General features: G+C 69.4%; 20 protein-coding genes. 12 read left to right on the top strand and 8 right to left on the bottom strand.

The features are described from left to right. Positions 1-2: 2 nt before the first annotated feature. Together leuD and ACFWNN_RS18555 are read left to right on the top strand one after the other, a co-directional pair. Positions 3-605 (top strand): 3-isopropylmalate dehydratase small subunit, encoded by a 603-nt coding sequence (gene leuD / locus ACFWNN_RS18560; RefSeq protein WP_382441136.1) that lies wholly within the window; start codon positions 3-5, stop codon positions 603-605. 188 nt (positions 606-793) lie between these two features. Next, positions 794-1,468 (top strand): HU family DNA-binding protein, encoded by a 675-nt coding sequence (locus ACFWNN_RS18555; RefSeq protein WP_382441135.1) that lies wholly within the window; start codon positions 794-796, stop codon positions 1,466-1,468. Between the two features lie 576 nt (positions 1,469-2,044). On the opposite strand, the gene ACFWNN_RS18550 is transcribed toward ACFWNN_RS18555, so the two are convergent. Beyond that, a complete protein-coding gene (locus ACFWNN_RS18550; protein ID WP_382441158.1) occupies positions 2,045-2,962 on the bottom strand; it encodes an NUDIX domain-containing protein in 918 nt (305 codons plus the stop codon). Continuing rightward, a complete protein-coding gene (locus ACFWNN_RS18545; protein WP_382441134.1) occupies positions 2,962-5,259 on the bottom strand; it encodes an RNA degradosome polyphosphate kinase in 2,298 nt (765 codons plus the stop codon). The genes ACFWNN_RS18550 and ACFWNN_RS18545 overlap by 1 nt, the downstream gene beginning before the upstream one ends. Positions 5,260-5,572: 313 nt before the next feature. Between ACFWNN_RS18545 and ACFWNN_RS18540 the strand changes: the two genes are divergently transcribed. Next, entirely contained in the window at positions 5,573-7,105 is a 1,533-nt protein-coding gene (locus tag ACFWNN_RS18540; RefSeq protein WP_382441133.1) for a hypothetical protein, read from the top strand. Here the strand turns inward: ACFWNN_RS18540 and ACFWNN_RS18535 are convergent. The 3 genes from ACFWNN_RS18535 to cofC form a co-directional block, all read right to left on the bottom strand. After that, positions 7,027-8,193, bottom strand: a complete 1,167-nt coding sequence (locus ACFWNN_RS18535) for an acyltransferase family protein (RefSeq protein WP_382441132.1) — start codon at positions 8,191-8,193, stop codon at positions 7,027-7,029. The genes ACFWNN_RS18540 and ACFWNN_RS18535 overlap by 79 nt on opposite strands. Positions 8,194-8,344: 151 nt before the next feature. Continuing rightward, positions 8,345-9,319 carry a hypothetical protein gene (locus tag ACFWNN_RS18530; protein WP_382441131.1) on the bottom strand — a complete coding sequence of 325 codons (975 nt, stop codon included), beginning with the start codon at positions 9,317-9,319 and terminating at the stop codon, positions 8,345-8,347. Between the two features lie 54 nt (positions 9,320-9,373). Next, on the bottom strand, positions 9,374-9,997 hold the full coding sequence (cofC, locus tag ACFWNN_RS18525) for a 2-phospho-L-lactate guanylyltransferase (RefSeq protein WP_382441130.1): 624 nt from the start codon (positions 9,995-9,997) through the stop codon (positions 9,374-9,376). 73 nt (positions 9,998-10,070) lie between these two features. Between cofC and ACFWNN_RS18520 the strand changes: the two genes are divergently transcribed. From ACFWNN_RS18520 to ACFWNN_RS18505, 4 genes are all read left to right on the top strand, one after another. Then, positions 10,071-10,778 carry a lysophospholipid acyltransferase family protein gene (locus ACFWNN_RS18520; protein ID WP_382441129.1) on the top strand — a complete coding sequence of 236 codons (708 nt, stop codon included), beginning with the start codon at positions 10,071-10,073 and terminating at the stop codon, positions 10,776-10,778. A 2-nt stretch (positions 10,779-10,780) separates the two neighbouring features. Beyond that, positions 10,781-11,791 (top strand): NAD(P)H-dependent glycerol-3-phosphate dehydrogenase, encoded by a 1,011-nt coding sequence (locus tag ACFWNN_RS18515; protein WP_382441128.1) that lies wholly within the window; start codon positions 10,781-10,783, stop codon positions 11,789-11,791. Then, positions 11,788-12,855: a cystathionine gamma-lyase gene (locus tag ACFWNN_RS18510; protein ID WP_382441127.1), complete on the top strand. Its 1,068-nt coding sequence runs from the start codon at positions 11,788-11,790 to the stop codon at positions 12,853-12,855. Before ACFWNN_RS18515 ends, ACFWNN_RS18510 begins: the two co-directional genes overlap by 4 nt. Positions 12,856-12,973: 118 nt before the next feature. Next, positions 12,974-13,432 carry a cysteine dioxygenase gene (locus ACFWNN_RS18505; protein WP_382441126.1) on the top strand — a complete coding sequence of 153 codons (459 nt, stop codon included), beginning with the start codon at positions 12,974-12,976 and terminating at the stop codon, positions 13,430-13,432. On the opposite strand, the gene ACFWNN_RS18500 is transcribed toward ACFWNN_RS18505, so the two are convergent. Then, positions 13,413-14,057 (bottom strand): pyridoxamine 5'-phosphate oxidase family protein, encoded by a 645-nt coding sequence (locus ACFWNN_RS18500; RefSeq protein ID WP_382441125.1) that lies wholly within the window; start codon positions 14,055-14,057, stop codon positions 13,413-13,415. The genes ACFWNN_RS18505 and ACFWNN_RS18500 overlap by 20 nt on opposite strands. A 67-nt stretch (positions 14,058-14,124) precedes the next feature. Between ACFWNN_RS18500 and ACFWNN_RS18495 the strand changes: the two genes are divergently transcribed. Further along, positions 14,125-15,492, top strand: coding sequence for a PLP-dependent aminotransferase family protein (locus ACFWNN_RS18495; protein WP_382441124.1), 1,368 nt, complete (start codon positions 14,125-14,127; stop codon positions 15,490-15,492). Between the two features lie 66 nt (positions 15,493-15,558). Further along, positions 15,559-16,608 carry a D-alanine--D-alanine ligase family protein gene (locus ACFWNN_RS18490; protein ID WP_382441123.1) on the top strand — a complete coding sequence of 350 codons (1,050 nt, stop codon included), beginning with the start codon at positions 15,559-15,561 and terminating at the stop codon, positions 16,606-16,608. Here ACFWNN_RS18490 and ACFWNN_RS18485 read toward each other — a convergent pair. Next, positions 16,605-17,168 (bottom strand): DUF3515 domain-containing protein, encoded by a 564-nt coding sequence (locus tag ACFWNN_RS18485; RefSeq protein ID WP_382441122.1) that lies wholly within the window; start codon positions 17,166-17,168, stop codon positions 16,605-16,607. The genes ACFWNN_RS18490 and ACFWNN_RS18485 overlap by 4 nt on opposite strands. A 23-nt stretch (positions 17,169-17,191) precedes the next feature. After that, a complete protein-coding gene (locus ACFWNN_RS18480; protein WP_030467939.1) occupies positions 17,192-17,425 on the bottom strand; it encodes an Lrp/AsnC ligand binding domain-containing protein in 234 nt (77 codons plus the stop codon). A gap of 97 nt (positions 17,426-17,522) precedes the next feature. Here ACFWNN_RS18480 and ACFWNN_RS18475 point away from each other — a divergent pair, with 97 nt between their 5' ends. The 3 genes from ACFWNN_RS18475 to ACFWNN_RS18465 are packed head-to-tail and all read left to right on the top strand — an operon-like array spanning position 17,523 to position 19,490. Further along, a complete protein-coding gene (locus ACFWNN_RS18475) occupies positions 17,523-18,491 on the top strand; it encodes a thiamine-phosphate kinase (RefSeq protein ID WP_382441121.1) in 969 nt (322 codons plus the stop codon). Between the two features lie 56 nt (positions 18,492-18,547). Beyond that, positions 18,548-18,958: a GNAT family N-acetyltransferase gene (locus ACFWNN_RS18470; protein WP_382441120.1), complete on the top strand. Its 411-nt coding sequence runs from the start codon at positions 18,548-18,550 to the stop codon at positions 18,956-18,958. A gap of 10 nt (positions 18,959-18,968) precedes the next feature. Further along, the gene (locus ACFWNN_RS18465) at positions 18,969-19,490 is read left to right on the top strand and encodes a gamma carbonic anhydrase family protein (RefSeq protein WP_382441119.1); all 522 of its coding nucleotides are present in this window, start codon (positions 18,969-18,971) and stop codon (positions 19,488-19,490) included. Positions 19,491-19,498 lie beyond the last annotated feature (8 nt).

Genomic DNA, 19,498 nt, shown 5'->3' with positions numbered 1-19,498 from the left:
CCATGGAAGCCTTCACCACCCACACCGGTGTCGGTGTGCCGCTGCGCAGGTCCAACGTGGACACCGACCAGATCATCCCGGCCGTCTACCTCAAGCGCGTGACCCGCAGCGGGTTCGAGGACGGGCTCTTCGCCGCCTGGCGCGGTGACGAGCACTTCATCCTCAACCAGGAGCCGTTCAAGGCGGGCAGCGTCCTCGTTGCGGGCCCTGACTTCGGCACCGGGTCCTCTCGGGAACACGCCGTCTGGGCGTTGATGGACTACGGCTTCCGGGTCGTCGTCTCGTCCCGGTTCGCGGACATCTTCCGGGGCAACTCGGGCAAGCAGGGGCTCGTGGCGGCGCAGTGCAGCCAGTCCGATGTCGAACTGCTGTGGAAGTTGCTGGAGTCCGAACCCGGCACGCCGGTCACCGTCGACCTCACCGACAAGACCGTTCGCGCCAAGGACTTGGTAGCCCCCTTCGACATCGACGACTACACCCGCTGGCGCCTTCTGGAGGGCCTCGACGACATCGCTTTGACGCTGCGCCACGAGGCCGAGATCAGCGATTTCGAGGGCGAACGCCAGACTTGGTTGCCCACAACGGATCCGCTTCCGGCGGTCTGAGAGGGGGCCGGATTCTCCCCTTGAGAGGGGCGAATCCGGCGCCTCCTGTCCCTCGAAGGGGCGCAATTAGCCACGCCACAACGAAAATTTTGGCGTGGCGATTGGTATTTCTCGCGTTTTGGGCCTACCGTTGCGTTCTAGTCGGCCCAGACGCTTATGGGCCGTGAGCGTCCTGGGAGGGACTGAAGGTGAACAAGGCCCAGCTCATCGAGGCGCTCGCCGAGCGCCTGGGAGACAAGAAGACCGCCGGTGCTGCTGTTGACGGGCTCGTCGATGTGATCGTGCGCTCCGTCAACAAGGGCGAGAAGGTCAACATCACGGGCTTCGGCGTCTTCGAGAAGCGTGCCCGTGCGGCTCGCACGGCGCGCAACCCGCGCACCGGTGAGACCGTGAAGGTCAAGAAGACCAACGTGCCCGCGTTCCGCCCCGGCTCGACGTTCAAGGACGTCATCAGCGGTGCGAAGAAGCTGCCGAAGGCCGTTGCGGCCAAGGCCGCCGCGAAGCCCGCCGCCGCTGCCGCCGCGAAGCCCGCGGCCACCAAGGCTCCGGCGACCAAGCCCGCGACGACCCGCGCGACGACCACGACGCGCACGCGTACGGCTGCGGCCGCCACCAAGGCGCCCGCGACCCGTCGCACCACCACGGCCGCTGCGGCGAAGCCCGCTGCTGCCAAGGCGCCCGCGAAGGCGACCGCCACCAAGGCCGCCGCCGCGAAGCCGGCTGCCGCTGCGAAGGCCCCCGCGGCCCGCAAGACCGCCGCCGCCAAGACGACGGCTGCGGCGAAGCCCGCTGCGAAGCCGGCCGCCAAGGCCACGGCTGCGAAGGCTCCGGCCGCTCGCAAGACGGCTGCCAAGAAGAAGTGAGACGGGCCTCCTGAGGGAGGCTGCGTCACTTCAGCAACTACGCGGAAGGCCCCGGTGTGCGCACACCGGGGCCTTCCGCGTGTCTGTGTGTGGAGGAGAGCCGCAGGCGTTGCAGGGCAGGAAAGGCGTGCTGAGACGCCTGGGAGGTGCTTGGCCAGGCGCGAAAGGCGCGCTGAGCGCCCCAGAGGTGCCTGGCACGGCGGGAAGACAGCTGTCCGCCCCGGCGATCGGTTCGGGCGATGAAGAAGCAGCAATAGGACGGCGGCATCGCCCGGCGGATCTGAGGAATGGTGGCCGCGCCCGGCCGTTGCCCCCGGAGTCAGCGGGGAACCGAGAAGCCGTCCCAGGCGTGAATGTCAGTGGATATGACGATCCCGCAAGCCTGGAGAAGCACCGAACTCCGGACTCCGGCACGGCTTCCGAATTGGCCGGATCGAACTCCCGCACCCGCCAATAGAAATAACGCATGAGGGCCTGCGAACGCCCCCGTCAGAAGCGAAACCGCCGCCTTCCCGGCCGAGTTGGTTGCCAGAGGCGAACTTTCGGCGGTGCCGGGAAGACGGCGGAGTCAGAGCTTCAGGGACGGGGTAGCGGGGAGGCCAGGTAATGGGCCGACACCAGGGTTGGCCAGCGCGAAGGCGAGTCCGAAGTGGACCACGAGCCGAACGGCCTGGTGAAGGCGAGCACCCAGGTGCTGCCCTTCTTGCAGGGGATCTCGTCGAGGCGCAGGCCGCCCAGTTCGGCGAGCGACTGCACGACCGACGGGATCACGCCGCCCTGCGACGAGATGACCGCACGCCCCTCCTGAGCGGCCACCTCCAGCAGCCGCACCAGACCCGCGTCCGGGTCGGGCCAGTAGCCCTCCTCGGACAGGCGGGGCTCCTCGACCATCTCCACGGCCAGGTCCGACGCGACGGCCGCGACCGTGTCCACGCAACGGACCCTGGGGGCCGTGTGCACGCGGGTCGGTGCCCACAAGGGCAACAACGTGCGGAGTGCGTCCGCCTGGCGCCGGCCCGCGTCGGAGAGCGGGCGGAGGTCATCGTCGTCGTGCCACTCGGAACGCTTGCCCGCCTTCGCGTGGCGGACCAGCAGCACGACGAGGAGGTCGGCGGGCAGGCGGGAGAACTCCTCCAGCACGTCGCGGTCCGGTCCGTACGTCAGCAACGAGGACGCCTCGGCGATCGGCAGCCAGCGCAGCTCGTCGACCTCTTCGTTCTCGGCGAACGACCCCGAGACCGCCAGCGCCGCGTAGTAGTCCACGGTCTTCGGCACACCGCGCACCGAGTACGACACCTGACGAAGATGGCGGCCGAGCACGGCGGAGTAACCGGTCTCCTCCAGGACCTCCCGCGCCGCACAGGCGGGGATGGTCTCTCCGTGGTCGAGCTTTCCCTTCGGCAACGACCAGTCGTCATAACGCTGGCGGTGCACCACCGCGACTTCGACGTCACCGTCGGCATCGCGCCAGAGCACCGCCCCAGCAGCTTTGATCACCCAAGAGCTCCGTGCTTGTGGAGAAGTTCCATCTGGTGGTCCCGAACGGACGACCCGTCCGAAGGCGAGGCCTCCCATTCTCCGTCAGCCCGCAGCACCCAGCAGCGCGTGTGGGAGTCGAGCGCGGAGTCGAACATGTCGCCGAGCTGCCGGGTCAGTCGCGGGTCGGCCACGCGCAGTGCGACCTCGACGCGGCGGTCCAGGTTGCGGTGCATCATGTCCGCGCTGCCGATCCAGTACTCGTCGCAGGCGACGAAGTGGAAGACGCGCGAGTGCTCCAGGAACCGGCCGAGGATCGACCGCACCCGGATGTTCTCGGACAGGCCCTTGATGCCCGGCTTGAGGCCGCAGATGCCGCGCACGACCACGTCCACGGGCACGCCGGCCTGCGACGCCCGGTACAGCGCGTCGATGACCTGCTCGTCCACGAGCGAGTTCACCTTGATGCGCACACCGGACGGCTTGCCCGCCTGCGCGTGCTCGATCTCGGCGTTGATCCGGTCCACGATGCCCTTGCGGACGCCGTAAGGAGCCACGAGCAACGAGCGGTACTCGTCCTGGCGCGCGTAGCCCGTCAGCACGTTGAAGAGGTCCGTGAGGTCCGCGCCGATCGTCGGCTCGGCCGTGAGGATGCCGACGTCCTCGTACAGCCGCGCGGTCTTCGGGTTGTAGTTGCCGGTGCCGATGTGGCAGTAACGGCGGATCGTCGAACCCTCCTGGCGCACCACCAGCGACGTCTTGCAGTGCGTCTTCAGGCCCACCAGGCCGTAGACGACGTGCACGCCCGCCTTCTCCAGCGCCCGTGCCCACTTGATGTTCGCCTGCTCGTCGAAGCGCGCCTTGAGCTCCACCAGCGCCACGACCTGCTTGCCCGCCTCGGCCGCGTCGATCAGCGCGTCCACGATGGGCGAGTCACCGGAGGTGCGGTACAGCGTCTGCTTGATGGCGAGCACGTGCGGGTCCGCCGCGGCCTGCTCGATGAAGCGCTGCACCGACGTGGAGAACGAGTCGTACGGGTGGTGCACGAGCACGTCACCCTCGCGCAGGGTCGCGAAAACGCTCTTCGGCGTCTCGCGCTCGCCGAACGCCGGGTGCGTCGCCGGCACGAACGCCGGGTCCTTCAACGTCTTGCGGTCGATGCCGTAGAGCTGCCACAGGCACGACAAATCGAGCAGACCGGGCACGGTCACGACGTCGTGCGGGTCGACGTCCATCTCCCGCAACAACAGTTCGAGCATGTGCTCGGTCATGTCGTCGGCCACCTCGAGACGGACCGGCGGACCGAACCGGCGCCGCGCGAGCTCGCGTTCGAGCGCCTGCAACAGGTCCTCGTCGCGGTCCTCCTCTACCTCGAGGTCCGCGTTGCGCGTCACGCGGAACGCGTGGCACTCGATGACCTCCATGCCGGTGAACAGCTCGCCCAGGTGCGCGGCGATGAGTTCCTCCAACGGCAGGAAGGTCGCCGAAGAGGAAGACCGGTCCGCTTCCACGCGCACGAGCCGCGGCACGTTGTCCGGCACCTTCACGCGGGCGAACCGCTCGCCGCCGCCCTCGGGGTCCCGCACGGTGACCGCGAGGTTCAGCGACAGCCCCGAGATGTACGGGAACGGGTGCGCCGGGTCGACCGCGAGCGGCGTCAGGACCGGGAACACCTGCTCGCTGAAGTAGTTGGAGAGCCTCAACCGGTCGTAGTCCGTGAGGTCGCCCCACGCCACGATGCTGATCCGGTGCTCTTCCAGGCCGGGCCGGATGTGGTCGAGGAACGCGCGGGCGTGCTGCTCCACGAGTTCCTGCGAGCGCTTGGAGATCGCGACGAGCTGCTCGAGCGGCGTGAGCCCGTCCGCGCTGCGCACCGTCAGACCGGTCTCCGCGCGGCGCTTCAGGCCCGCGACCCTGACCATGTAGAACTCGTCGAGGTTCGAGGCGAAGATCGCGAGGAACTTCGCGCGCTCCAGCAACGGCTGCGAGGAGTCCTCGGCGAGCGCGAGCACGCGGGCGTTGAAGTCCAACCAGGACAGTTCACGGTTGAAGTACCGGTCGTCCGGCAGGTCCGTGGGCTGGACGGGCGCCGTCACCGCGGGAGGCGCCGAGGGCACGGCCCGCGTGGGCGCGACGGCCGGCGGCTGCTCCGGTTCCGCTTTGGCACGCGGGTTGGAGGCCCGCCGCGTCGCCGCGCGGGGCTGCCTCTTCGGTGCCGCCGCCGCACGCGGGGTGGCCGCTGCCTTGCTGCGCGTGGAGCGGCGTCGGGAGGGGGTCGCCTTGCCGTCGTTGTCGTCCGTGCTCACGTCACGCATTGTGTCGCAAGATTGCCGTTAGCGCCCCTAACCAGGACGTCCGTCTGGTGAACTCCTCGTCACAGAACAGGCATGCGAAGAGCTGTAACGGCCCCGTCGGGACTACGTTCGAGGGTCACCCGCTGGCCCGGACGCAGCATCCGCCAGCCACCCGCCGTGACGGCCGCCGCACTCACGTCGACGAGGACGCCGTCATCTCGAAGGACGGTGGCGGAGCCATCGCCGTTAAATGTGGACACAGTCGCCTGCACGGAGCAGGAGCCTAGACGTTCGGACCTACACGGTTCGTTCGAGCCGCTGCCAGGGTCGATGCATGAAGGTTATTGCCACGTTGACCGCGGCGACCCTGTTGGCCTTCACCACGGCAGGCCTGGCTTCGGCGGCTTCCGCCGAACCGAAGACCCCGGTGGTGGACAAACCACGACTCCAGGCGGCGGCGAAGAACGTTCGCCTGAAAGCCTCACTTCCCGGTACCGAACGGGCCATCTCGATCGCGTTCGCCCAGTACGGCAAGCGCGACGTGGCGTTCGTGAGCATGGAGACCGGGCTCAAGACGTTCGACGTCAGCGACCTCGACAAGCCGAAACTCCTCGACCACCTCACCAAGGAGGAGATGGCGCTGCCGGGCGACGACCCGACGAAGCGCTTCTGGGAGAACGAGGACATCAACGTCGACCCCAAGCGCAAGCTCGCGTTCCTGGCGCGCGAGGTCAACTCGTTCGGCCGCGCGCTGCCCGGCGACCGCCCGACCGGCAACTACATCGTGTCCGCTGTGGACCCTGCCGACCTCAAGATCCTCAGCTTTCACAGGCAGAACACCGGTCACACCAGCACCTGCGTCAACGACTGCCAGTTCCTCTGGACGGCGGGGCTCGACCGGTCGGACGCCAAGACCGGGCGGATCTTCGTGACGGACATCCGCGATCCGAAGACGCCCAAGGAACTTCCGGTCTCCGTCGACGTCCGGGGCAAGGCGGGCGAGGGGAAGATCACGCACGACGTGCAGGTCGACGCGCAGGGCATCGCGTGGGTGGCGGGCGACGACGGCACCCGCGGCTACTACACGCAGGGCTGGCACCGCGACCCGTTGAGCGGCAAGTACCGCGAGGCGAAGGCGTGGGACCCCGTCCCGTACGCGGGTGGTGCCGTGCCGAAGGCGGACATGCCGACCTCGTTCACGCACAACTCGTTCCGGCCGATCGGCAGGACGCTCGCGGACGGGCCGAAGCCCACGCGGGAGAACCCGGCGGGAAGCCTGCTCCTGCACACCGAGGAGGCGTTCGGCTCGCCGACCTGCAAGACCGAGGGCCGGTTCGTCATCTCCTCGCTGCAGGGCACGCACAACGGTGAGGGTTGGGGCGAGACCCCCAAGGAGATGAGGACCGTCGGCATCTGGAGCCCGGACGACCAGGAGGGCACGATCCCCGGCGACGTCACGTGCTCCGCGCACTACTTCGACGTGCAGAAGAGGATCGTGGCCTACTCCTGGTACAACCAGGGCACGAGGTTCCTCGACATCTCGAACCCCGCCAAGCCGATCCAGATCGGGTACTGGCGGCCGGACACCGCGACCTCGTGGGCGCCGTACTGGCACCGCGACACCGCGTTCGTGGCGGACATCTCCCGCGGCGTCGAGATCCTGCAGCTGGAGAAGGGCGCCTACGAGGCGCAGGCGTCCGGCACTCCGGTGACCCTGACCGCCCACCACGCCAGGGAACTGATCCGGGAGAGCGACCGGGAACCCGTGCCGCTCGCCCCGAACCCGTTCTACGGCTGGGCCTGCCCGATGGTCGCGAACCGCGACGACTCGGACTGCGGCGCGGGAGCCTGCGGCGCACCCTGCTGAGCCACGCCTGCTCGGACAGCGGCTTTCGCGCGCTGGCGGGTGATCACGCGCCGGCCGAGGTTGATCATCGGGATCTCCACGGTCGCGTAAAGAACACTCGCCAGCGCCAGTCCCAATGCCGTGACCACGAAGGACTGGCCGAGACCGGACAAAGCGGGCCAGAAGAACCACGCGATCGTCGCGGCGATCGTCTGCACCAAGTACAACGAATACGACCGCTCACCGACGAACTGCATCGGCTTCGTCGACAGGAATGTCGTCATCGGACCGGGCGCGATCATCGCGGTCAGCAGCACCGCCGTCGCGAGCGCGTACACCGGAATGACCAGCACGTGACCGGGAATTCCGTTGATCCCGTCCAGGAAACCGGACATCGGCTTCACACCCAGGTGCACGGCGACGAATCCGATGGAGACGATCACCTGCGCGACCGGGTTCGTGAGCGGCCGGAGCAGGGCGAATCCACGCGGGCTGTGCAACGCGATCGCGAGCACCACACCGGTCAGGATCGAGAAGTAGTGCAACGGCCAGCCGGGGTTGCTGTGCGCCGTCGTGAAGTTGACCAGCACGAGCGCGAGCAGCATGCCGAGGGCGGCCGCACCGGCGCGGCGACGCAGCACGACGGTGCCGAGCGCGATCGCCACCAGGGGCCAGACCAGGTAGAACTTCTGCTCGATGCCCAGCGACCAGGACTGCCCGTACGGGCTGGCGCCGGCGAACTCGTTGGTGAACGTGAGGAAGTACTTGAGCGCGGAGCCGATCCCGTTGCTGACGAACGTCCCGTACAACAGGGACGCCACGACCGTCACGAGCAGGATCACGAAGTACACGGGGAGAATCCGGAACGCCCTGCGCAGGTAGAACTCGCCGAGCGAAATCCGGCCTGTCCGGTGCTCCTCGCGCAGCATCAGCGTGGTGATCAGGAATCCGCTGAGGACGAAGAACATCTGGACACCGGCCCAGCCCTGAAGCCAGTCGGGGCCGCCGTAGTGGAAGAAGACGACCAGTACCGCGGCAATGGCGCGCAGGCCGTCAAGTGCGGGAAAGCGGCGCAACGCCAGGTAGTCGGCGTGCGTCAATGAACTCATGCAGGAACACCTCGGGGTGGTGCGTCGGGGAAACGACGTCAGGGGGGTACGTCGTTCGGCACAGGGGGATACGGATGTAAAGGTGCCGGGGTTCCCTGTGGCGTTGCTCAAACACACATTTTCGTGGTGTTCGTCACGACCTCGAGCATCGTCAGCACGCGGACAACGAGGACAACCGGTTCAGCGGCGCGGACGCCGCCACGCGCCACCCCTGCCGGGTGAGCGCTCCGCCGTGGACCTCCAGCCAGTACCCGCCTTCGCTGGTGTGCATGGTCGCGCCGCTGCGCACGTCCGTGACGTAGGACGCCTCCGACACCCACGACACGAAGTCGCCGCTGACCCGCGGGAACACGATGCCTTCAGTGCGTGGCACCGACTTGATCGCCGCCAGCCGCCTTGCTTTCTCCCAGCCCTCGCGCCACCCGTGCAGTTCGTCGCCCTGCGTCCACACCACCGTGCGGGCGTCGGAGGCCACGCTGTCTCCGGGGGTCGCGTTCGCCAGTTGCTCGGGCAGCGCGCCCTCCGAACGGAACTTGCCGTCCTGCGACCACACGAGGCCGTCCCCGAGGAACACGGGGGTGCGACCGGGACCGACGACCCTGTCCTTCTTCTTGGCGAGGTCGTAGAGGTGCACGCCCAGGCTGTCCGACCAGGCCGCCTTGCCGTTGTGCACCACGGCACCGCTGTCGCCGATCTTCATGGGCGCACCGTCGTTCCTGGAGTCCCACGCGTAGGTCGTCACGCCGAGGTTCTCCGGGTGAGGTGTCGTGGAGAACGTCACCCAGCGGCCGTCGAACTCGACGCCGGAGAGCTGTGCGTCGTCCTGCACCGCCATGACCTGCTGGCGTTTCTGGCTGTCGCGCAGCACGAGTTCGGTCGTCCGGTTGCGCGTGGTCTTCACCAGCGTCGTGGCGGCGTCCTCGTCGGCGGCGACCACGACGACCTTCTCGTGCGAGCCGGACTCCGTCTCGTTGCGCGCCAGCGCGTCCTTCCAGTTCTGGGGTAAGTCCTTGCGGCACGTGCTGAGCTTGCTCTCGGCCGTGTAGTCGGACGGACGGTCGATCGGAAAAGCGGCGACACAGCCCGCCAAGGCCGTGACGGCCGCCAGCGCGATGAGCGCTCGCATCAGTCTCCCAAGTCGTGGTCACCCCAGATGACCCGGAAGACGCGCGGCGACGGCTCAGGTTGTCCAGGCGGGCAAGGCGTTCGCGGTGTGCGGGCCGAGACCCAGGCCGAGCGCGAGCCGGAGGTCCTCCTCGGTGTCCACGTCGCAGCGCAGTGACGGCCACGGCCCGAGCAACGTGGCCGCGCCCGAGACCTGGTGGTGCCCGGCCGACCCAACGCCGAACCGCGGGTCGAGCTCCCCGCCGGGAGCGGCGAGCAGCAACGTCGTCCCGGTGCCCTGCCGGTCGGGCACGAACGTGCGCCGGCCGCGGGCGGCTTCGAGTGCGGCCTGCAACTCGTCCGATCTGAGCGCGGGCAGGTCGGCCTGGAGCGCGCCGACGCGGGAGGAACGCAGCGTGCGCGCGCCGTGCCGCAACGCCTCGTTGAGTCCGGGCTCGGCGGGCTCGGGCACCGACTCGACGCCGAGTGCGGCCATTTCGGACGCCACCGCCGGGTCGGATGTGATCGTGACCACTCGGCGGACGCCCGGCGTCGCGAGGGCCGCGCTCACGGTGTCCAGCGCGAGCGCGAGCGCCAGCGCGGCGTGGGACACCGGATCTCCGCCGGTCGCGCTGGTCAGCCTGGTCTTGGCCCGGTCCAGGGTCTTCACCGGCACCAGGAGGTCGACTTCGTCTCGCACCTCGCCATAGTCCACGATCTGGCGACTAATGTGCTCTCGGGCGCAGATCAACCGCAGGTGAAGGAGAGGCCTCGTGGCCAAAAGGGAGAAGGGCGGCTTCTGGGTCGGGGTCGCCGCGGCGATCGTCTACCCGCTGTCGGGCCTGCTGGGCAGGCGGAAGTACCTGCACAGCGACCGCATCCCGCGCGAGGGGGCCGCGCTGCTGGTCATGAACCACATCTCGCACCTCGACCCGATCTACGACGCGGTGTTCACGCACCGCAACGGCCGGGTGCCGCACTTCCTCGCGAAGCACAGCCTGTGGAACATCCCGGTGGCCGGGCGGATCCTGCGCGGCGCGAAGCAGATCCCCGTCTACCGTGGCACGTCGGACGCCCAGCAGAGCCTGCGCGCGGCCCACGAGGCGCTGGCGGACGGCCAGGTCGTGGTGATCTACCCCGAGGGCACGATCACCAAGGACCCGGACGCCTGGCCGATGAACTCGCGCACCGGCGTCGCCCGGCTCGCGCTGCAGCACGACGGCCCGGTGATCCCGATCGCCCGCTGGGGCACGGTCGACATCTACGACCACTACAAGAAGAAGTTCCGGCCGTTCCCGCGCAAGACCGTCACCTACCTCGTGGGCGAGCCGATCGACCTCAGCGAGTTCAAGGCGAAGGAAGAGTCCCTCGCGGTGCTGCGCGAGGTCACCGACCTGCTCATGACCGACGTCAAGGGTCTTCTCGCCGAGGTGCGCGGCGTCCCCGCACCCGAGGGCTTCTACGGACCGAGGAAGGCCTGACCATGGCGATCGAACGTGTTGCGGTGCTGGGCTCCGGGTCGTGGGGCACGGCCTTCGCGAAGGTCATCGCGGACTCCGGTCCCGAGGTTGTGCTGTGGGCACGGCGGCAGGAGGTGGCCGCGGAGATCACCGAGACCAGGGTGAACTCCGGCTACCTGCCCGGCATCTCGTTGCCGGCCAACCTCACGTCCACCTCGGACCCGGCCAAGGCGCTGGACGGGGCGGACGCGGTGATCCTCGCCGTGCCGTCGCAGACGTTGCGGGCCAACCTGTCCGGCTGGAAGCCGCTGCTGCCGCCGGACGCGACGCTGGTGTCGCTGTCGAAGGGCGTCGAGCTCGGCACCCTCAAGCGGATGAGCGAGGTGATCCGCGAGGTCGCCGGCGTCGACGAGTCGCAGGTGGCCGTCGTGTCCGGGCCGAACCTGGCCAAGGAGATCGCCGTCGAGCAGCCGACCGCGACGGTCATCGCGTGCACGGACCACGACCGCGCGGTGGATCTTCAGCAGGCGTGCTCCAACTCGTACTTCCGCCCGTACACCAACACCGACGTCGTCGGCTGCGAGCTGGGCGGGGCGTGCAAGAACGTCATCGCGCTGGCGTGCGGCATGGCGGCGGGCATGGGTTACGGCGACAACACCATGGCGTCGATCATCACGCGCGGCCTGGCCGAGACGGCACGGCTGGGCGCGGCGCTCGGGGCCGACCCGCTGACGTTCGCGGGCCTCGCGGGGCTGGGCGACCTCGTCGCCACGTGCGCGTCGCCGTTGTCGCGCAACCGTTCCTTCGGCGAACGGCTCGGCAAGGGCGACACGCTCGCGCAGGCCCAGGAGGCCGCGCACGGGCAGGTCGCCGAGGGCGTGAAGTCGTGCTCGTCGATCCGCGAGCTCGCCAACGCGCACGGCGTCGACATGCCGATCACCGAAGGCGTCCACCAGGTCTGCCACGACGGGCTGAGCGTGCGCGACCTCGGCGCCGCGCTGCTGGGCCGCGACCGTAAGCACGAGCGCCAGTGAGCGACGAACTCGGTGACGGCACGCGCGTCGTCCACTCGGTGTCCGGCGGCGCGGGCGAACCGTTCGGCGTGCAGCCGGTGTTCGCGTCCGCGTTCCACCTCGGTGGCCCGGACACTTACGGCCGATCGGGCAACCCGACGTGGCGTGCGCTCGAAACGGCGCTCGGCTCGCTCGAAGGCGGTGAGACCGTCGTCTTCCCGTCCGGGATGGCGGCGATCTCGACGCTGCTGCGGACCGTGCTGTCCACTGGGGACACTCTGGTCCTCCCTTCGGACGGGTACTTCCTGAGTCGCAAGTTCGTGTCCGAAATGGACGTGAACGTCGTCGAGGCGCCGACGGCCGGGCCGTATCCGTCCTTCGAGGGCGTGAAACTCGTCCTGCTGGAGACGCCGTCGAACCCCGGGCTGGACGTCTGCGACATCGCGGCGCTGGCCGAGCAGGCGCACGCGGCCGGGGCGTTGCTGGCCGTGGACAACACGACCGCGACACCGCTCGGGCAACGGCCGCTGGAGCTCGGCGCGGACATCGTGGTCGCGTCGGACACCAAGGCCGTCGCCGGCCACAGCGACGTCCTCTTCGGACACATCACGGTCTCGTCGCCCGAGCTGGCCACGAGGCTGCGCGACGCCAGGACGTTGAGCGGCGCCATCCCCGGCCCGTTCGAGACGTGGCTGGTGCTGCGCGGCCTGGGCACGCTCGACCTGCGGCTCGAACGGCAGGCGCGCAACGCGGCCGCGCTGTACGAGGCGTTGTCCGGCAAGGTCTCCGGGCTGCGCTGGCCGGGGGCCGAGGCCGATCCCGCGTTCGCGCTCGCGTCGAAGCAGATGCGGCGCTTCAACGGCGTGCTGACGTTCGAGTTGGCATCGGCCGAAGCCGTCGAGGCGTTCATCGCGAAGTCGAGGTTCGTGTCGGCGGCGACGTCGTTCGGCGGCCTGCACTCGACGGCCGACCGGCGGGCGCAGTGGGGCGACCCGGTGCCCGAAGGCCTGGTGCGCTTCTCGGCCGGCTGCGAGGACACACACGACCTGGTGAAAGACGTGTCCCAAGCCTTGGGACTGGATTGACGGAGGGTCCCGGTTCCGGGACCCTCCTGCTCATGTCCTTCAACGCATGTTGCTGTTGTACCTGGCGATAGTCCCGCGTCCTCTTTTCGCGCACTCGCCTGGTTAGGACCTTTCCCCGATGTTCGCCGTTCCTGAGAACAGCGTCGTTCTGCCTGAAAACACCCCGTTGCTGCACCCCGTCCGGGTGGCGCTGGCGTGGGCGGCCGACCGCGACCGCTGGAAGCACCTGCTCCGGTACGACCCCGAGGAGCGCTTCTCGGCGTTGGTCGACAAGACCGACGACCAGGAGATCTGGCTGATGAGCTGGCTCCCCGGGCAGACCGCGTCGCTGCACGACCACGACCACACCTCCGGCGCGTTCACCGTGGTCAGCGGCCTGCTGACCGAGGTGGTGACCACACGCATCCAGGTCGTGCACTCACTGCACGCCGGTCAGTCGCGCGTGTGGGGCCCTGGGTACGTGCACCAGGTCCGCAACGACGGTGCGGACCCGGCCGTGTCGATCCACGTGTACCGCCACGGCACACGCGCGATGACGCCGTACCACTACGACCCGGTCAACGGCCCCGTGCGCTGACGTGCGGCGGTACGTCCTTGTCCGTCTCGTGCGGCACGGGCGCGCCCCACGACTGCAACAGCGGCATGTGCCCGGCCCACACGAGGTTCGCTTCGAGGTCGGACGGCTCCTCGCCGGGGCCGCCCTCGCGCACCTTGACGCTCGCCTCGGTGAGGTCGATCTCCAGCGCGGCCGTCTGCGCGAGCTCCTTCTTGGAGGGCTCACGCGCGTAGTCCCAGCTGCCGGGCGTGACGTGCTCGACGATGACCTTCAGCGCGTGCTGCGGGTCCTCGGCGATCTTCGCGGTGCCGTGGATGATCGCGGACCGGTAGTTCATCGAGTGGTGGAACACCGACCGCGAGTAGACGACGCCGTCCACGAGCGTGACCGCGACGCAAACCTGCTTGCCTTCGAGCATGCTCCTGATGGACCGTGAGCCCGTCGACCCGTGCAGGAAGATGCGGTTGCCGTCCCGGCCGTACGCGGTGGGGATGAGGAACGGCGCCCCGTCGACCTCCACGGCGAGATGGCACACGAGGCCCGCGTCGAGGATGTCGTAGAGCACCTGGCGGTCTTCGACGGCTCGCTTCTTGCCGCGGACGACGGTGCTGCGCGGAGTGGGGGAGAGCTGCACGTCAGAGGTCATGGTTCTAGCCTGAGGCGCCAAGTGGCATTATTGAAGCGCCATTTTCCGTCGATATGAGAAGGCCACTTTGGCTGAGACCGCGCTGCCCGTGGCGCTGGACCGCGAATCCGCCGAACCGCTCGCCGTCCAGCTCGCCGACGCCCTGCGTTCCGCCGCGTCGGAAGGACGCCTGCGCGCGGGCGACCGTTTGCCGTCAACGCGCGCGTTGGCCGACTCGCTCGGTGTGTCCCGCACGGTCACGGCCGCCGCCTATGAACAGTTGCACGCGGAAGGCTGGATCGCCGGACGGCACGGCTCCGGCACCTACGTCACCACGACCCCGCCAGGCCCGCTGCGCAAGCGTTCGCGCAAGCCCGTCGCGCCCGCCATCACCGACTTCGTGGACCTCGGCACCGGCGCTCCCTGGGCCGGTGGCCTCGACCGGGCGGCCTGGCGCCGGGCCTGGCGCGCGGCGGCGGACGCGGCCCCGTTGTCCCGTCCCGAACGCGCGGGCCTGCCCGAGTACCGCGAGGCCATCGCCGAACACCTGCTGCGGCACCGAGGCCTGGCCGTGAACGCCGACCCGGTGCTCGCGACCGGCGGCACCACCGCCGTGCTGACCGAGATCGCGGTCGCGGTGCTCAAACGCGGCGACGCCGTGGCCGTGGAGGAACCCGGCTACCAACGGGCCGTGGGCGTCTTCCGCGCCAACGGCCTTCGCGTGGTCCAGGCCGCCGTGGACGCGGAAGGCCTGCTGCCCGAGGCCGTACCGGCCGGCGTGAAAGCCGTCTACTGCTCGCCCGCGCACCAGTACCCGTTGGGCGGCCGCATGTCGGCTGGCAGGCGGGTGGCGCTGGTCGAACGGGCGCGCCGCGACGGGTGGCTGATCATCGAGGACGACTACGACGGCGAGCTCCGCTACGACGTGGCGCCGCTGCCGTCACTGGCCGCGCTGGCCCCGGACGTCGTCGTCCACCTCGGCACCACCAGCAAGATCCTCACCCCGACCCTGGGCGCGGGCTGGATGGTCGCGCCCGAGCACATCGCCACGACGATCCTCGAACACCGCGACCTCACCGGCACCAGCCCGGCCGCCGCTGGGCAACGCGTGGTGGTCGAACTGGCGCGGATGGGGGATCTCGGGCGGCACCTGCGCAAGCTGCGCCGCGAGCTGTCCGAGCGCCGGGCGTTGATCGTGGACACGTTCGCCGAGGCCGGCATCAAGATGCTCGGCGACGACGCGGGCGCCCACGTCGTGGTGCTGCTGTCGTCGCTCGACCGCGAACGCGAGGTGATGCGGCTCGCGCTGGAGCGCGGGCTGCGGGTGGACGGGCTGGCGCGGCACTACGTGAACAGGCCGAAGTTCCACGGCCTCGCGATCGGGTACAGCGCGTGCTCGCGGGAGCAGCTGGCGGGGGCGTTGCCCGTGCTGACCGAGCTGCTCACAGCGGTGTGATCTCCAGTACGAGGCGAGGCCAACTGTCTGGTGGGCACAATCGCCCAAACGGGTAGGGTCGCCCGCATGACGCAGCGCAAGACGAGGGTGGCCGTGGTCTTCGGCGGCCGCAGCTCCGAGCACGAGGTCTCCTGCCAGTCCGCCAAGAGCGTCCTGCCGCACCTCGACGCGGAGCGGTTCGACGTGGTGCCCGTCGGCATCACCCCGCAGGGTCAGTGGTCGCTCGGCACGGACCCGGCCGCGCTGGAGCCGGGCGCCGGCAACCTCCCCACGCTGCGCGACCGGACCGTCGTGGCGGTCGAGCCCGGGGTGGCGCTCAAGGACGTCGACGTCGTCTTCCCGTTGCTGCACGGTCCATGGGGCGAGGACGGCACGATCCAGGGCCTGCTGGAGCTCGGCGGCCTGCCGTACGTCGGACCGGGTGTGTTCGCGAGCGCGGCCGTGATGGACAAGATCTTCGCCAAGAAGCTGCTCGCCGCCGAGGGAATCGAGGTCGGCAAGTTCGTCGCCCTCGACCGTGCCGCGACGACGTTGACGCTGGACGAGCGCGAGCACCTCGGCCTGCCGGTGTTCGTGAAGCCGTCGCGCGCCGGGTCGTCCGTCGGCATCTCGAAGGTGTCCTCCTGGGACGACCTGGACGCCGCGATCTTCGAGGCGCGTCAGCACGACCCCAAGGTCATCATCGAGTCGGCCGTGCCCGCTCCCCGCGAGATCGAGCTCGCGGTGCTGGAGTTCCCGGACGGCCGGATCGAGGCCTCGCTGCCCGCCGAGCTGCGTCCCGTCGGCGACGGCGCCGACTGGTACGACTTCGAGGCCAAGTACGTCAACGACTCCTACGAGGCCGACATCCCGGCGAAGCTCGACGACGACGTCACCGCACGCCTGCGCGAGCTGGCCGTCCGGGCGTTCCGGGCGCTCGACTGCCAGGGACTGTCCAGGGTGGACTTCTTCCTCACCGACCAGGGGGAGATCATCCTGAACGAGCTGAACACCATGCCGGGCTTCACGCCGATCTCCATGTACCCCAAGGCGTGGGAGGCGACGGGCATCGACTTCCCGACGCTGCTGACCACGCTGATCGAGACGGCGATCGCCCGAGGCTCGGGCCTCCGCTAGGGAGCGGTCTTGACCGGCTGTTTGGGCAGCAGGTCGCGCACCGTGGTGGAGATGTCCTGCAACGGTCCGGTGCCCGCGTCGGCGGGCACCGTGAGCGCCACGTACACGCCGCGGTCGACGATCACCCATGTGGAACTGTCCGCACCGGGCAGTTCGAGCCACTGCACGTCGGAGATCACCCGCAGCTGCGAGGTCGCCGACAGCTCGGACGGCCTCGGCAGTCCGCAGCGCAGAACCACCGGATCGTGTTTGGCGTCACCCCACGCCACGGCGGCCGGAGGCGCGGGCGCGGCGAGCTCGCGGCGCGGCAGCATGTCCTTCCCGGACGGCAACCCCACCGGCAGCTTCTCGACCAGGGAAGCGCATTCCGGTGAGCCCGCCGACGGTGCGTCGATCGAGACCAGCGCGAGGGGACCCGTGCGACCGGGCACGTCCTCGGACTGGTTTCCCGTGCCCAGCCACAGACCGAGGCCGGCGACACCGATGGCGAGCACGACAGCCAGCCCGACCGCTGCGAGCAACGGCCGGGACAGCGCTGACGTGGTTTCCTGCTGAGTCACCCGGCTATGACAACACGGGCTGACTAGAGATGGACCACCGGGCAGGTCAACGTGCGGGTGATGCCCTCGACGTTCTGGATGCGCGCGACCACGAGCTGGCCGAGCTGGTCGACGGTCTCCGCTTCGGCGCGCACGATGACGTCGTACGGACCGGTGACGTCTTCTGCGGTGGCTACCCCGGCGATCCCGGAGATCTCGGAGGCGACTGCGGCGGCCTTGCCGACCTCGGTCTGGATGAGGATGTATGCATGCACCACGGCGTGCCCCTTCGTCGCGACAGGTTGGGTCGAGGTAGGAACGTGTCACGCAACGTACCCCAGTTGGGGTTCCGAATGCTCAGATTGGGAGGCAACTTTGCGTCCGGAGCCGCCGCGCGACGCGGAGACGGTCGCCGATGTGGGTGAGTTCACTCTCATCCACCGGGTGACGACCGGTCGGGCGCAGCCGGAGACGACCATCCTCGGGCCGGGTGACGACGCGGCCGTCGTCGCCGTCCCGGACGGACGGGTCGTCGCCTCGATGGACGTCCTCGTCGAGGGTGTCCACTTCAGACTCGACTGGTCCAGTCCTGAGCAGGTGGGCCGAAAAGCGGCCGCGGTGAACCTCGCCGACGTCGTCGCGATGGGAGCGTTGCCGTCCGCGCTGCTCGTCGGTTTCGCGTGTCCCGCGGACACCCCGGCGTCCGTCGTGCAGGGGATCATGGCGGGGTTGTGGGAGGAATCGGCGAAGGCCGGCGCGGGCATCGTCGGGGGCGACATGGTCAGCTCCGCCACGCTGGTGATCTCCATCACCGCCATGGGTGACATGAACGGGCTCGAGCCGATCACGAGGTCCGGCGCGCTCGTCGGGGACGTCGTGGCGGTCACCGGACGGCTCGGCTGGGCCGCCGCCGGGCTCGCCGTGCTCGGCCGCGGGTTCCGTTCGCCGGTCGGGATAGTGAACGCCCAGCGCACCCCGGAGCCGCCGTACGAGGAGGGCCCGAGGGCCGCCGAGGCGGGCGCCACGTCCATGATCGACATCTCGGACGGCCTGCTGCAGGACCTCGGCCACATCGCCGACTCGTCGGGCGTCGCGATCGACATCCGCACGGAGCTGCTGCCGTTGCACCCGCGCCTGCTCGACGTGGCGTCGGCGCTCGGCGGGGACGCCCGGCACTGGGCGCTCACCGGGGGCGAGGACCACGCGCTCGCGGCGACGTTCCCAGGCCCCAAGGCCGTGCCGCCGAACTGGACGACCATCGGCACGGTCCGCGCGGGCGAAGGAGTCACCGTCGACGGCCGGGTGTACGAAAAACCTCCTGGCTGGGAGCACTGGCGCGCGTAAACTGACTTCCTGTGGAACTATTCGCGCGCGCGTATGACCATCCAGACTCGGTCAAGATGATCGCCGACCTCCAGCAGGTCTACGTCGAACGCTACGGCGACGTGGACGTCACGCCGGTCGACCCGGCGCAGTTCGCGGCGCCGCTCGGGTACTTCGTCATCGGCTACCTCGACGGCGTGCCCGTGGCGTGCGGCGGCTGGCGGGTCAACGACGAGCTGGCCGGCGCCGCCGAGATCAAGCGGATGTACGTGGTCGACTCCGCGCGCGGCAAGGGCCTCTCCCGGCTCGTGCTCGCGCATCTGGAGACCGCCGCGCGGGAGCGGGAGCTGGAGCGCATGGTCCTCGAGACCGGGACGCGCCAGCCCGAGGCGATCAGCCTGTACACCTCCAGCGGGTACGAGCGGATCCCCAACTTCGGCGTCTACCGCGACCACCCGGAGAGCCGCTGTTTCGGGAAGTCGTTGTAGGTTCAGGCGCATGGCCATTTATGCGTTGGGGGACTACACGCCGCAGATCCACCCGGACGCGTACGTCCACCCGGACGCGACCGTGATCGGCGACGTGCGCATCGGCGCGTTCTCGTCGGTGTGGCCACAAGCCGTGCTGCGCGGTGACTACGGGCGCATCGTCGTCGACGAGCGCACGTCGATCCAGGACGGCACGGTCGTCCACTGCACCGAGGTCCACCCGGTGCACATCGGATCGTCCTGCGTGGTCGGCCACAACGTGCACATCGAGGGCGCCACCGTCGCCGACGAGTGCCTGATCGCGTCGGGATCGGTGGTGCTCAACGGTTCCATCGTGGAGAAGGGCGCGATCGTCGGCGCCGGCGCGGTGGTCTCGTTCGGCGGCCACGTCCGCGAACGCACGATGGTGCTGGGAGTTCCGGCCCGCGAACGCGCCGGACACGTTGTGCCGGAACGGGCCTGGGAATTCATCGTCGAGAAATACGTGCAGAACATCGCTTTGTACCGGGAAAAGCTCCGCCGCATCGATTAGGTGAGATA

Source organism: Lentzea sp. NPDC058450, from assembly GCF_042721395.1.
In the GTDB taxonomy this organism is placed as follows: Bacteria; Actinomycetota; Actinomycetes; order Mycobacteriales; family Pseudonocardiaceae; genus Lentzea.
This window is presented reverse-complemented; position numbering and strand designations above follow the sequence as displayed.